The following is a 13,797-nucleotide window of genomic DNA, read 5'->3' as shown; positions in this document are numbered from 1 at the left end:
TTTTCCCGATTGAATCGTTACAAAAACTATTGGCAACTCGGACATTTACAATGATGAACCGTAACAACTTTTTTGGTTAACGTAGCCAAATATTCTTTATTTTTTTTGATAAACGTCTCTGCTGTTTCAGTGATCAGGATTCTTTCCTCTTGAGTATCAAAACTCACATACACTACACCATTCAAAATAAAGATCTGTTTTATATCGATAACCGCATTGTTTGTTGTCAATAGGCTGTTCACCCCTATAACATTTCCATCCATTTCATATGTTTCAATCAATTTCATAATATTATGGTTTTACTTCTCCTGTACAAGGATTAATTGTTAAGAAATTATTTCGTGGACATCCGTCATAAATTACAACTCCACCCAGTTTCAATGTAGTCCATGCAACCCCATCGTGGCAACTCGCATCTGCACATACTAAAGAGAATGATATAAAACCGGTTCCATTCGGATCCGTTGCAGCAATAGCCTGTGCATCAGTTGAACTTATTTGGATTGTATTAATCCTGTTTGGACCTCTAGTTTCACCATTTGGACGTGATTGCCCAGCCTGAAGAGTCTCACTAGAGTTGTTCAGATTTACATCACCAATTTTAAGTACTCCATTGGCCATTAAGCTGAATCTTGCACTATTACATCTGTGCCCTCCCGGACATGGACCTAAACTCTCATTGTATTGAATGGTAATCTCTAAACTTGATAAACATTGAATTAGTGATTGACCTTTCAGTTTTATCGGCGCTATTGCATATTGTTTGCTACATCCGTTATCATTACTTACAGTTAGTATCGGGCTAAAAGTATCTTCTTGTCCCGCTACCAAATTATATGTATGAGACTGGTTTACAGTTCCGTTTGATTCTGGGGTAGGTTTATTTATTGTAACTGATTGACCATCACCGAAATTCCATGAATAATTAAGATTACCTAAATTGCTGCCGGAAAGACTAAATGTTACAGTTGCAGATGGATTTGTCGGATTTTCTCCATTTACCGGAGTACCTGTTGTTACTACAAGATTTGGTTCTTCATGTACAACCATTTGAGTATCTACAGGATCATCATTAACGGTGAAAGTAATTGTTTGTCCAAAATAAGCTACACCAACCAAACTAGGATCAAATAAACTCTGTCCCCCGGTTTGTGTGATTGCAGGTATTTGTACACCATTCACAAATGCTTTTACCTGACCATCCAACGGAACAATTGTCATAAGAACAGGTTTCTCACTTTGGCAAAGTTTACCTGATGGCAATGATAAAAATACCGGATTTTTTTTAGAGCAACATAAGTATGGTAAGGAGAAATCTGCAAGAACCTGGTTTTTTGTCTTAGATTCTGCAATTAAAACAAAAGTTGCGCCTGGTTCTACCCCCGAAATGTGTTCCAAACCTGATTTTCTCTCTAAGAATTCGCTTAAAAGCTCAGTAGTAATTTCTTCTTTTTTAGGATCTTCTTTTACAACGGTAACATCTTCTGATGACCCTGAAGTGGTTTCAAATTTAGCCTTATTTAATAATCTTAACTGACTGTCTAATTTAGATAAGTTAAGTAAAGTATCTTTTGAATCGCCTGTTTTTTTGCTAATATCATTAGAAATTGATAATAATTGATTTCTAAGTTCTTCAATGGATACTTTTTTAGGCTCTGTAACAACAACATCATCTCGTTTTTCACCATCATTTAAAAGCAATACAATAACATCAAAAGCCAACCCATACTTCACTTTAAGATCATTGATATTTTGCACTGCAGTTTCAAAAGGCAATCCTAAATGCCCTTCAATTCTATAGAAGTCGTTGTCATCAATATTATAATTTAAAGGATCCTGAATAAAGTTTTCTCCGGCTAAATTGGTTGTATGATAACTTAAATTATAAGTTTCTCTATCGGTTTTTGTCTTTTCAAAATTCCACTTAGTCAATAATGGTTTATCTACATTATAATAATAAGGAATTGCTTTATCACCCAATCTTACGTAAAGATTAGAAGGGGTAATTTTAATAGGTCCGATATATGATTGAAATCCATTGAGCTTTTCTACGAAACGATTGGCAAGCATTACGATTTTTTCATAATTTTCGTCATGATTGGTCGTTACCGGTGAATTGTAAAAACTGTGACGATAAGGAGTCTGCTCTCCTAATTCCAATTTTGCACCAACCGAACCTAACAAAAGGTGTTTTGGAAATGAGCCGATATTTGGGCAGCAATCAACATCCAGATGTAAAACCAGTCCTTTGATTTCATTGTAAGTATCAATTAAATCTTTAAATAAATCATATCTGTATTGATAATCATCTAACAAACCTGATGTTTTAGGATATACTAAAGAATTCAATTTACCAAATACTGATTCTCCACCTAAATCAACACCTATATTGAAAGCCTTTGCAATAGCATCAAAACCACCAGTTAAATCTCCAACGGTACCGATCGCATTTTGAAATCTTGATTTTAATTCTGATGCTCTTACAATACTTGAATCTAAAATAACCCTTTTAGCTTCTATATTTGGTAACTCATTGAAGAGTTCTTCATAAGAATTGTGGAGTTTATAAATTGTGTCTTTTGCATCACCTCTCATGATTAAATCCTCAACTGACTCAGAATCTGCTAAAAGTACTTTTAGATTAGAAACCTGTTCAGCTCCATTATTGTCACAATCAGCATCTTGACACGGAGTTTCATCATTGGAATAACTTTCTAAATATAGAATTACAATTTTATTATAAATATTGTTGATTTCACTTAAAAGTTTAAAATCATCGACATTTCTACCACTATTTTTTAACTGACTATATTCTGCCTGTGTAACCAATTCCAAAAGAGGAATCTGTGTATCTCCAATACGAAAATGCTTGTATCTGACTTCATCGTTATAATCTCTATAATATTTATAAATATTAGTATCGAAGTCTATAGTAGTCTTTTCTTTATCATTTTTTCGGCATAACGTTATTAAGTCTCCGTCTGTAGTAACCCCAAAACCCTGCGTAATTGCAATCGTATGAAGATCTATTTCGATTGGTTCATCAGCTGAAGCTCTTTCGCTCAAAGCTTGAGGTTGTAAGATAAAATCTGTATAAGTTGATTTAAAACCACAGCCAACTCCTACACCGCTTAAACGAGTTCTCGATAGTCTGTCCTGATCTTCAAAATAGTCTATAAATTCGTTTAATTGTCCTTCTGTCAAGGCTTGATTTTCGTTAAACTTTCTATACTGGGTTGTAATATTGTCTAGTTTAGTATTCATTTTTTTTCGGTTTGTATATGTTTGATTGTCCTAATATGATTTTTCCGTTTAAGCTGTCGTCATCCATTGCGCAGTCTAATAATCTTGCAGGTCGATAAATATTGTTCAAATGCGTAAGAGATAATAATAAAGCCTTAATACTATGACCTAAGCTTGCAGTATTGTTTTTCGACTTATCTGAAAGATATTTTTTGAAAGCTACTTCAAACTCAGCCAAATCATTCTGAGCCGCTTCTGTTTCACTAAATCGATCTCCAACCCAGCAAATTTTTGCTAAAACATGAGCCGGAATTTCCTGTCTGATAACCGTTTCGGCATATCTTCTGAAATCAGGATCCTGAAAACGATAAGCAAAACCAGGAAGAACGACACTTATTCGGTAAGAATAAGGATCATAAACATCTATTTCGCAATCTTCTTCACAAGAAGACATAAGAGCTTCAGAAGGTTTTAAAGGATTGATTACAGGAGTCTCTGGCTCAATATCGTATGCTACTCTGAAAGTTTCCTCAATAGACATGCAGCCGATTCCACCCATAGCTTTGTAATTTTTAATTGTTGGCTTCAACAACAAATGCTCAACAAGGAAAATACCTTCTTCTGTAAATTCATATTTGAAATACTTTATCGTATTCTTAATTCCAGTTTTTAATGTTCCGATATCTGAATAAGGATTGTTTCTCTTGTGAGTAGCCATTACATTTTTCTCTTTGGTATCATCTACAACATCAAAATAATAATTACCTCCTCCGGAAAAACGGATTTTTATGTTTCCGATTAATTCATAATTCGACTGACCTTCTTGTAATGCGTCTAATGCATTTTTAAGATCTTCCTCATCGATTTGAATCATTTGATAAATAGATTCATTCAGGTTTTTAGTTGCCCCATATTCAATTTTATAACTGTTAACAGATGATAAAATAATATTGTTATCCACATCTTTTATCTTCCATGTGTATTTATCTTTACCATCAGTATCCTGCGTTTTGATAATTGAAACAGGCGATTGAGATAAATTTCTTTGGGTGTAATCTTTAAGTCCCAACAAACGGGAAATTCTTTTTTGTGCACCGGAAATATTATCTGTATTCCAAACATCTGAATTTCCAAACAATGTATAATTGTAGCCTAATCCTCTGTCTTTACTTAATGATTTATACTCATTTAAGAAATTTTGCTTATTGCTTAAAACAATTTCATCGGCAGAATTTCCATACAATGATTTCATCAAAAAAGTATAATCACTGAATGTTTCGGCAAAACGGGAAATCAAATGATCTAAAACCTCATTTCGGCGCTCTACACTATTATCAAGCTCTTCATACAATGAATCGGTAAGATTATTATCACAATCGGTATCATAATTAGAAACCAATTCATCAAAACCTTTAATATTTTTAAGGGCTTGTGTGAAATAAGTTCTTGTTAAATTACCTCCAACACTTAGTACTTCTTTTACTTTTTCGAGATGCTTGAAGTAGCTGGCAAGAATCTGATCAAAAAACAGCAAATATCCTTTCATTTGTTTAGCCAAAGCTTCTCTCTCAGGATTTTGATTTCCAATAATTCCTGATACCCCGACTCCGTAAGTATCCGGAAATTCATTTAAAATAGTAGCATAGTTTGATAAATCGTAAGAAGTACCTTGTGGTAAAACCAATTCTTTATTCTGTCTTGCATCATTTCTAAGAACTTCTTCTTCTCTTTTAAGAGTTTCTAAATACTCCTGAACTTTTTTATCATTGATATTTAACGGAAGAGAACCTTTGCTATAGCTGAATGAACTCAAATCACACAGTTCCGGTTTTCTGCTTTTTTCAATACAAATTACCCAGTCATTGTTTTGTGTAATGATACTGTCGCAACCTGCAATAGAAATTTCATGAATTTCTTTTACTCCATCAATTTTCATGATTTCGCTGATGATATCAGAAAGACGAATTTCACTTCTTAACTGACTATTTTTCAGTTCCTCGGTATCGATAAAACCGTTATCCAAAAGCGGTCCTTCAAAAATCTGATCCGTAGACAGACCCTTATCCAGCATTTGATTTAATGAATAAAAGTGAACTTCCGGAGACAGGTAATTATTAACCGTTTTCAATACTTTAGCATGTACAAGCTCTTCGTCTGCTTTATTTACAAGTCCGATGCGGGCACAAACTGCAACATCTTGCGTTTCAACAGGCTTAATTTCAACCAAATCTTCACAAAGACTTCTATTGGCATGATAACGCTCCAAAATCATAGCTTTAACACTAGAATCTCCGCAGCCAATTTCACTTGTATCAATATCCTCGGCATAATCTACATAAAGATCATACAGACCTTTCACATCAAAATGTTTTGTTCTTTCTCCGATAGGATTAAAATCAAGCGTTCCTGTTTCACAGTCAACATATAACGTTTCATTTTTAGGAACAAGCCAGCAATTACGAATAGGTCTTTTGTGACCTGCTGACATTGCGATATCTATAAACAATTTTCTGTAATCAAGCTCCGTTAAAGGTCTTGAAGGAAGAATCTCCGTAGCTTTCAGAAACTGAGTATGAATATCTTTTTTTGTATCTTCAGAAGTCAGGATATCTTCCATATTCAGATTCATTCTCATACCTAAATCTGTAATGGCATAACTCAACACTTCCAAAGTGGTAATACCGGGATCGTGAGAATTATAATCAGTCCAAAGTTTTCCTCCTAATTTTTCGATGTATTCTATACCTGTTCTTCGTAGAAAATGAAAATCATTCTGATCTTCGGTTTCTATATTTTTGGGTATACTAATGTGCTTATTTTCTGACATAATTATATTTTCTTCTATTTGTTATGAAATACATACATGATCTGTAATAGTAACTTTGTGCTGCTTCGCCGATACCAGAATTGATTTTGGATCTACTTCAATCAACGATTGTTTTTGTGGAACATCATTCACCAATATTGTTACACCATCGATATAATCTACATAATACAGTTGCTCCAGATAGTTAATAAGCTGATTAACATTCAGTTTTATATTGAAATCAATATCTTTTGCATCTGTGAAAGCCCAAGGCGAAATGTATTTTTTAATATCTTCATCTAATTGCTTGAGATAAAATGTTTCGTCATACTGATCAAAAAATTTCACCTTTGCTTCTACCTTTGCTTCTTTATAATTTGGATTAACCACTTGTGCAGTAACATGCAGCGTATTTAATTCATTTACATAATTTTGAATTTTATTCAGACTTGCTCTGCTCACTCTCGGTTGATAGACATCAAAAGCATTTTTGTTTTTAATATTCGGAACCACCATTAAGGTTACATGACCTGGAGCCATATAAGATTTTTCAGAAGTATGATTTAGACATTTTACTTTATAAACTTCCGGGAATTCCTGTAATACCAAATGCTCGTAATCCCATTGTGTGATTGCCCTATTTTTATGTCTTAATCTTTCGCTCACACGTCTGTAAAACTCTACATCTGTTTCTTGATATTTACCATCGAACGAATTATAAGGCTGGCTAACAGATTTTACCTGAGGAACTCTTGTAATTAGTTTAGAAATGGTTTCAGCAGCTAATCCGTTATTTAAATGAGACAGATCATTGTCCTGATTTTGGAATGTTGCTAAAACAGCCTGAGTGTAAATTCCCTGAATTTTACAGACAGCATCGTAATCTCTTCTTGATTTCGCTCTGATCCAAACCAAACCGTCAGTAAATCTTGTATGACTTGTGTTGATATCTTTAGGAATTTTAAACTTTACAATCCCGGATTCTAAAAATTTTCTGGTTTCGTTCTGCAACATATAATCTGAAAGATCAACCCATGTATTTTTAGAAAGCACATGCCATTCAATAAACTCCTTTTCATCAAAAGTGTCAGCTAAAGCATTTTCGCTCCCTTCCAACATCTGGATTAATAATGAAACTGTCGTATTTGGTGTTGCTTCCAAACCGATGTACAACTCACCTCCATTTTGATGTACAGGTACAATATTCTTTGCTTCAACCTCTTTTTCGTATTGTCCGAATGCATCTTCATGATACAATTGTACCCCTTCGCTTTTTGAAGCTGTCCCATCGGTATCTTTTCTTAAGTATGAATAAGCACTTTCTTTTGCACTGTAATTCAGTTCTATATCTTCAGCAAAAGGAATATAAGGCTCATTAGGAATAAGCTTTCCACTTTCTGCACCGCTCGATAATGCCAATGTGTACAGTTTAGGATATACATCCTGTAATGATGATTGATTAAATGTTAATCTAATAGATTCACTTGCACCAGTTTCATCACTTGTATTATTGACTGAAAATTGAGTTTGATAGCCATTTCTTACTTTTTTAAATACATCAATATCATTTTCTTTCTCCTTCCAAACTTCGTTTTCCAACAATGCAGTATTTGCTTTAAAATAAGAATCAGAAGCTACAACGGGGGTTTTTAATTCCTTAAAATCTGTTAAGCTAACATTTTGATTAGGCTTAATGACATATCCACTGTACAGATCTTTAATAGAATCCGGAGTGTTTTTCCAATTGATGGTAATGTCTGCATTCTGCCATTTTTTTGAAAACAATTCAGGACATTTGATATAAAAATTAGATCCTTTAACAGGTTGTGCAGTGAAAGGATAATAAGGTTTTTCTGAATTTAAAGCACCATTATCGTTTTCAATCTCAATCGACTTTACTCCTTTTACATCAACCGATATTTCTATATTTTTTATTAGTTTTTCTGAAAGTGCTTCGTAAATATCGTAGTATTTATCTCCTTCGATCATCAATCTTACAACAGGAAATTCAGTCTGAAAAGTTTCTCCATGTATTTGGTTATTATATTTTACAACTGCAGGGGAATCTTTTGGTAAGGTAAAAGAAAGTTCCAGCTGTTGTTCTTCGTTTTTATTACATTTTAAACCGATTCCTGATAACCATTCTTTTTCTCCACTATAAAGCACTTTGATATTGTTTTGAATATCTTCATCTGGAATGCCTTGCAATTTTTGCGCAGAATTTTTCACAAAATCGATTTTAAGTGTGATTATTCTTTCACCTTCTTTTAAATCAAACAATGATGATGCTATAGAAAATCCCAGTTTGGCTTTTGGAAGCTCTTTATAAATAGATTTATCTGAAATTGTTTCATCAGAATTATATCCGAATGGCCACCAATAGCTGCTTTCTTCAGGTAATTTTTCTCCCAAGCCATCAGCTGAGTTGGCTACCGGAGCCATTTTCAGTTCTCTATTTTCAACATCATTTAAAAGACTTTTGATCTCGACTACTTTTGCCTGATTGGCAATAAGTTCATCTCCGGTTTTGTAAATACGTTTTTTTCCATTAGTGTCTTTATCACCATCCAGCAATGTTCCGGAAGGGATTTTCTCCTGAATTGCTTTTTTTGCCAATTCAAAGATTACATAGACTTTGTCGGATTTGGCATCGTTTTTTTCAATTTGAAGTATTTCGTTGTAATAGAAATCCAAATGCCTTTTAGTCAAATTATTGAACGCTTTTTTTGAGAAATCTAATAATTTTAAAAAGCAAACAAATAATGTAAGATGGGGAGTCAAGTTGCTGTCTTGTTCAAATTGGGAAATAAGATCTGTAACCTGTTTTTTCATACTTTTATACTCTACGCTTTCTCTACGCGGAATAGGATTGTTATCATCACCCAAGAAGAAATTTCCCCATTTTTTTTGTGATGTTGTACTATTATCTTTAGCAAAATAATTTACATGTTTAGCAAAATTGTTTGCGAATAATAGCCAATCAAACAAATCGAAATCGTGTAATTCGAGATTACCAGGATCTAATTCTGCTAAAAAGCGCTGCATTTGTGATTTTCCTTCACGATAATGTGAAAATGTATCTGTTTTTTTCATTTGTTTATATTTATCTTTCTATGGTCAGATGCAATACTTATTGTAATGTTGGTAGTATTCAAAATGGCTACAGACCTCCCGTAATTCATTATATTTCAGTAGCTTCACCTTTATAAAAAGGAAAGACCATATTGCTTCTTGTATTCGTATTTCTTACTTCGTAGTCAACTGTTATTAAAACTTCCCCTTCAAGCTCTTCCTGGGTATCGATTTCAATATTTAAAATGTTTATTCTAGGCTCATGGTATAAAATTGCACGCTCAACGATCCCTTTCATTTGGGTGATCAACGTTAAGTCCAGAGATTTAAAAAGCATTTCCTGCAAATCACATCCATAATTAGGGAACATTACACGTTCACCTGGTCGTGTTGACAATAAAATTTTAAGACTATTGTTAATGTCTTCCACATCTGTCGTCATTGCCAGTTTTCCTTCGATTTCATTAAACTCAGGCGGAAAACTCCAGCCTATTCCTAAAAAATCTGTATTTATTTTCATACGTTTTTTGTATTATATTTGATTGTAACATCTTGCATCTGTAACATAGAGTTTTCATGGTTGTAACCGTTTTGTTATGGATGTTTTACATTTTTATTTTTAGTCAGATTATATTTAAATGATGACTTATGATTAAATAAAAACCATCTTTAAATATCATCCACCTATTAAAACAGTAGCTTCACCTGCGGATATTACGCCTCCATGAGCGGTAGAATCTCCCATCCTTGCAGCAGGTTTTCCGCCAATCATAACGCTTGAAGATCCTGATGCAATAGTATCTAATGGACCTGTACATACTGCTTTATCTCCTACTCTGGCTGCAGGTTTTCCTCCGATCAACACGGTCGGTTCTCCTGCGGGAATTATCGGTCCTCCAACATGTGGTACATTTCCTGTGACCATAGGACAAGTGTGCATATCTGTAATTCTTGCTGCCGGTTTCATGATTATTAATTAATTTTTACTTGAGATCCTTTTACTACTGTTACTGCTCCTGATTTCAATTCAGAACCTGAGCTACCTTCAGCTTTCAATTGAGCGCTTGCTTTTACATTGATATTGACTCCTTCCATACTGATGTCACCTTTTGCCTTGATTTTGATGTCTTTACCGCTTTCTATACTAATCCCATCTTTATTAAGGGTAAGAATATTAGAATGTTCATCTTGAATTTTAATAACATCGGCATCTTCATCTACAATTACTTTTTTGCCTTTTGGTGTCTCAAGTGTGTATGAAATCTTGTCGTCATTGAAAATCATTTTCATTTCACTTCTGGTAACAAATCCTTTTTCATGATTATCATCAGAAGCTACAATGGGAGCCGGTTTTGCACTACTATTTAACATTCCGAGTACCACTGCATCATTGGGATCGTCATTAATGAATCCGATAATCACCTCATCTCCAATTTCAGGTCTGAAAAACGAACCTCTGTTTTCTCCTGCATCAAGCGTAGCAACTCTTGCCCAAATTCCTTCTTCTTCATTATTAATGATTGGGATTTGTACTAAAATTCTATCTTCTCCATCCGGATCAGATTCTAATTGTGAAACAACACCGATATGCAGTCCGCTTATTGAAGGAATAATTCCTGAGCCAGGCATTTCGCTGACATCATAAGTTTCTGAAAACCATGTTGGAGAAAGCCCGAATTGAGCATCAACCAGCCAATTTCCTTCGGCGATTTCGTGACGAACACCTGTAACGTAAATTTTTCCGCTAAATCGGTTTCCAACTCCCTGTAGTGTTAATGACACTCCCGGTTTCACCGATGGAATTCCCTGAAATTTTACTCTACCTCTGGTTTTAGCCAACTGTTGGAAAGTTGCTTTCGCATCGCTCCAATCTTGTAATTCACTTTGAGTAAGATTTCCGCCGTGTTTAAGCTGAAGATCTTCAATTCCGAACACTTTTGCCAAATCGCCTGATGAGAGATTTCCATTAAGATTAATTGCCGGATCTTGAGCTTCAACTTCTGTAAGTTCCTGATCGGTATAGCTCCATGTTTTAGCTGTAATTTTATTGAATTGATCTCTTGCATCAATCTCGCCATCAAATTCATGGACAGATGATCCGTAGACTACTGTTTCTACTTCTTTTCCACTAAAATCAGGCTTAGCAACTTTAATAGTTCCATCATCAACAAAACACAATTTACCGTTTGCTTGTGCTCTGGTTAGCATAAAATCCCAATCAGAAGCTTGATACTGAACCAATTCTTTGTGTGAATTTGAAGTCGCTTCAACATCTGCTTTAGCACCGCTTTTGCCAATCAATTCTTCGATGATATCGCTGTCTTTACTTTCGTAGAAATATTTGCTTTTTCTTCCTAAAGTCATTTTCACAGCCTTATCTCTGCATTCGATGATGAGGTATGAAGAACCGCTTCTAACTTTTATATTGTGTTTTACAACAACTCCTTTAAAAATGGTTTCTTCTTCAGAATGATATCCTGCAGTGATTTCAATTTCTTTTCCGGGAATTAACAGATCTTCGTTGCTTAATTTAAAATCCTGTTCCGGTACACTTCCGTCTAAAATGACAATGCGGGCATAAGGAATTCTGTTGATTTCTTTTTCTACAACAATGCTTTTCACACCGTACTTTCCGGGCAATTCTGTACCTCCGGACATTACTTTAAAAGTTACTAAGTCTGGATTTTTTGCTGTTTTTATGTATCCGCTATTATTCATCTTATGAAACTTTTTCTATTGGTGGAAAATATAATTCACTCCCTGGTTCTAATTGTCTAAAATTGATAAGACCATTTGCTTTTGCCACTTCTAAATAGTATTTAGAATCTCCGTAAATTTTTTCAGTCATTAAGGGCAATGTATCGCCATCTTGTACCGTTCTCTTGTGGGTGAGATCTGGTGAAGAAGGTTTTGATAATGCCTTTTCCAAATTTTGACTTATCGAACCTCCAAATTTTGCTTTTACAATAGCCCTTAAAGGATATCCTTCCGGAGTAAATAATTTATATTCTATTGTAAAGTCTAATAAAACTCCTAAAAATTCGAGTGTTCCCCAGTTGATTTTTACATGATGAGGTTTGTGTATTGTTCCATCATACTGTCCTGTTGCTTCATAAAAATTATTTAACTGATCAGCAACAGTTTTTTTTGTAAAATCATTTCCTTTAATTTTATTAATCAACTTAAGACCCGGATTAGATTTTGCTACACCTGTTCCATCAAGTAAAAACTCTAAATTCAAAAAAGGTGATGGTGAGGATTCAAATTTAAAGTCAGTCGTATTCTTACCAATAGCTTCTTCCTTGTTATAATTTGTTTTATATTCGACAGAATAACCTGACGGATTTATAAGAAGCTCAAAAGATGTACTTTTCTCACCTTCTTTAAAATCAGAATTTTTATATGGTGTAATTTTTACTTTTTCTTTTGTACCTATCATTATCTTTCTTTTTTACGCTGTTCAATATTTACCGCCTGCTCTACACTTTCGCTAACTGCCCGCATAATTTTTGCTACATCTACTGATGTTTCAGTTGTCGTGGCTGCTGCTTTTTCGTCCACATTTATTTTAATGTGAAGCTCTTTTATTTCTATTGGCATTTCGTTTGTTTTTAATTAATTTTTAATATTCAAAAACATTAAAAACCAATGATTTAACATATTTATTTTAAAAAATCTAAGCACATGAAGAGTCTGTTCAGCCTTGTAATAGACCAATCTGTTGTTTTATGAAAAAATTATTTTGCTAAAAGTTATCTTTAGACTAAAACACTTTCAAGTGCTTAGATTAGATTTAGAAATTACAAGCCTAAGCTTGCTAACGATGAAGGTATTGTGAAATATCTATATTTCAGTTCTATTGTTTCAATAGCAAGTTTGCTCTCTTCTGCGTTGAATTCTGAAACGTTCCATTTTACTGGGTATGCCCCAACTACATTCCAAACCATTAAAGGTGCTGTAGATTGTAATCCTCCTGAAAGAGTAATGATCAAATCTCTAGGTTCAAACTGGAAGTTTTCCATTGCATTTCTGCACCAGCTTATCAATCCGGAACTTACGATTAACCCACGCTTAAGAACTAAATTATCATATTTTGGTCTCAGAGGAAGTTGATGAAGAAATCTGTTTTCGCCACCTTCGGCGTATTCTTCAGTTACAATTTCTGTTGATAAACCAGAAATAGATTGAAATCTGGAGTCAATACCCTCTGTTGTTGAAATCCCATTAACAATAAAAGAGAAACTGGTTGGAGGATATAAAAGAGCCATGATTAGTTATTTTCAATAGTTAATCCTTCGTGTGCAAGCTCCAAAGTTTCAATTGCAACCTCATTACCTTCCGCTTTCAGGTCTGTTGCATTCATTTTAAGAGGGAATGCATTTTTCACTTTCCATGTTACTGCAGGCTCTCCGTTTTCGTCTAAAAGTGAAATCGTAATTGATCTTCTTTCTACCGTATTCAACTGGATGGTTTGAAACCATTCAAAATATTCGTTATCACTTTTGAAAGTTCCTCTCTTTAAAGTAATGTTGCTGAAAGTTTTCAATCCCGGCATCTTGATTTTACTAAAATCAGGACTTGCACCATGTCTGTATTCAATTAAAGCTGCTTCGGCATTTAAACCACTCACTTCCTGAAAACCTACTTTTGTTCCGCCCCAATCTACTTCAAAGGCA

General features: G+C 34.2%; 11 protein-coding genes. All 11 read right to left on the bottom strand.

The features are described 5' to 3' along the window. Positions 1–26 precede the first annotated feature (26 nt). Complete coding sequence (locus tag OF897_RS19630) at positions 27–287, bottom strand: hypothetical protein (RefSeq protein ID WP_267267363.1); 261 nt, start codon at positions 285–287, stop codon at positions 27–29. A gap of 4 nt (positions 288–291) precedes the next feature. Then, positions 292–3,264: a PKD domain-containing protein gene (locus tag OF897_RS19625; RefSeq protein ID WP_267267362.1), complete on the bottom strand. Its 2,973-nt coding sequence runs from the start codon at positions 3,262–3,264 to the stop codon at positions 292–294. Next, the gene (locus tag OF897_RS19620; RefSeq protein ID WP_267267361.1) at positions 3,254–6,070 is read right to left on the bottom strand and encodes a hypothetical protein; all 2,817 of its coding nucleotides are present in this window, start codon (positions 6,068–6,070) and stop codon (positions 3,254–3,256) included. Before OF897_RS19620 ends, OF897_RS19625 begins: the two co-directional genes overlap by 11 nt. Positions 6,071–6,091: 21 nt before the next feature. Continuing rightward, complete coding sequence (locus tag OF897_RS19615; RefSeq protein WP_267267360.1) at positions 6,092–9,142, bottom strand: baseplate J/gp47 family protein; 3,051 nt, start codon at positions 9,140–9,142, stop codon at positions 6,092–6,094. An 88-nt stretch (positions 9,143–9,230) separates the two neighbouring features. Further along, on the bottom strand, positions 9,231–9,641 hold the full coding sequence (locus OF897_RS19610; RefSeq protein WP_267267359.1) for a GPW/gp25 family protein: 411 nt from the start codon (positions 9,639–9,641) through the stop codon (positions 9,231–9,233). Positions 9,642–9,797: 156 nt separating this feature from the next. Beyond that, positions 9,798–10,088, bottom strand: coding sequence for a PAAR domain-containing protein (locus OF897_RS19605; RefSeq protein ID WP_029297107.1), 291 nt, complete (start codon positions 10,086–10,088; stop codon positions 9,798–9,800). A gap of 5 nt (positions 10,089–10,093) precedes the next feature. Continuing rightward, positions 10,094–11,839: a type VI secretion system tip protein VgrG gene (gene vgrG / locus OF897_RS19600; RefSeq protein ID WP_267267358.1), complete on the bottom strand. Its 1,746-nt coding sequence runs from the start codon at positions 11,837–11,839 to the stop codon at positions 10,094–10,096. Between the two features lies 1 nt (position 11,840). Next, the gene (locus OF897_RS19595) at positions 11,841–12,560 is read right to left on the bottom strand and encodes a CIS tube protein (protein ID WP_267267357.1); all 720 of its coding nucleotides are present in this window, start codon (positions 12,558–12,560) and stop codon (positions 11,841–11,843) included. Next, positions 12,560–12,721, bottom strand: coding sequence for a DUF5908 family protein (locus tag OF897_RS19590; RefSeq protein ID WP_267267356.1), 162 nt, complete (start codon positions 12,719–12,721; stop codon positions 12,560–12,562). Before OF897_RS19590 ends, OF897_RS19595 begins: the two co-directional genes overlap by 1 nt. A gap of 200 nt (positions 12,722–12,921) precedes the next feature. After that, positions 12,922–13,389, bottom strand: coding sequence for a phage tail protein (locus tag OF897_RS19585; RefSeq protein ID WP_267267355.1), 468 nt, complete (start codon positions 13,387–13,389; stop codon positions 12,922–12,924). A 2-nt stretch (positions 13,390–13,391) separates the two neighbouring features. Next, positions 13,392–13,797, bottom strand: a 406-nt coding sequence (locus OF897_RS19580) for a phage tail protein (RefSeq protein ID WP_267267354.1), incomplete at its 5' end; no start/stop codon positions are given.

The organism is Chryseobacterium formosum (assembly GCF_026460885.1).
In the GTDB taxonomy this organism is placed as follows: domain Bacteria; phylum Bacteroidota; class Bacteroidia; order Flavobacteriales; family Weeksellaceae; genus Chryseobacterium; species Chryseobacterium formosus.
This window is presented reverse-complemented; position numbering and strand designations above follow the sequence as displayed.

Bases quoted from the DNA above. Each gene is read 5' to 3' on its own strand.
- OF897_RS19630 (WP_267267363.1), bottom strand. From the start codon at position 287: ATGAAATTGATTGAAACATATGAAATGGATGGAAATGTTATAGGGGTG.
- OF897_RS19625 (WP_267267362.1), bottom strand. From the start codon at position 3,264: ATGAATACTAAACTAGACAATATTACAACCCAGTATAGAAAGTTTAAC.
- OF897_RS19620 (WP_267267361.1), bottom strand. From the start codon at position 6,070: ATGTCAGAAAATAAGCACATTAGTATACCCAAAAATATAGAAACCGAA.
- OF897_RS19615 (WP_267267360.1), bottom strand. From the start codon at position 9,142: ATGAAAAAAACAGATACATTTTCACATTATCGTGAAGGAAAATCACAA.
- OF897_RS19610 (WP_267267359.1), bottom strand. From the start codon at position 9,641: ATGAAAATAAATACAGATTTTTTAGGAATAGGCTGGAGTTTTCCGCCT.
- OF897_RS19605 (WP_029297107.1), bottom strand. From the start codon at position 10,088: ATGAAACCGGCAGCAAGAATTACAGATATGCACACTTGTCCTATGGTC.
- vgrG (WP_267267358.1), bottom strand. From the start codon at position 11,839: ATGAATAATAGCGGATACATAAAAACAGCAAAAAATCCAGACTTAGTA.
- OF897_RS19595 (WP_267267357.1), bottom strand. From the start codon at position 12,560: ATGATAGGTACAAAAGAAAAAGTAAAAATTACACCATATAAAAATTCT.
- OF897_RS19590 (WP_267267356.1), bottom strand. From the start codon at position 12,721: ATGCCAATAGAAATAAAAGAGCTTCACATTAAAATAAATGTGGACGAA.
- OF897_RS19585 (WP_267267355.1), bottom strand. From the start codon at position 13,389: ATGGCTCTTTTATATCCTCCAACCAGTTTCTCTTTTATTGTTAATGGG.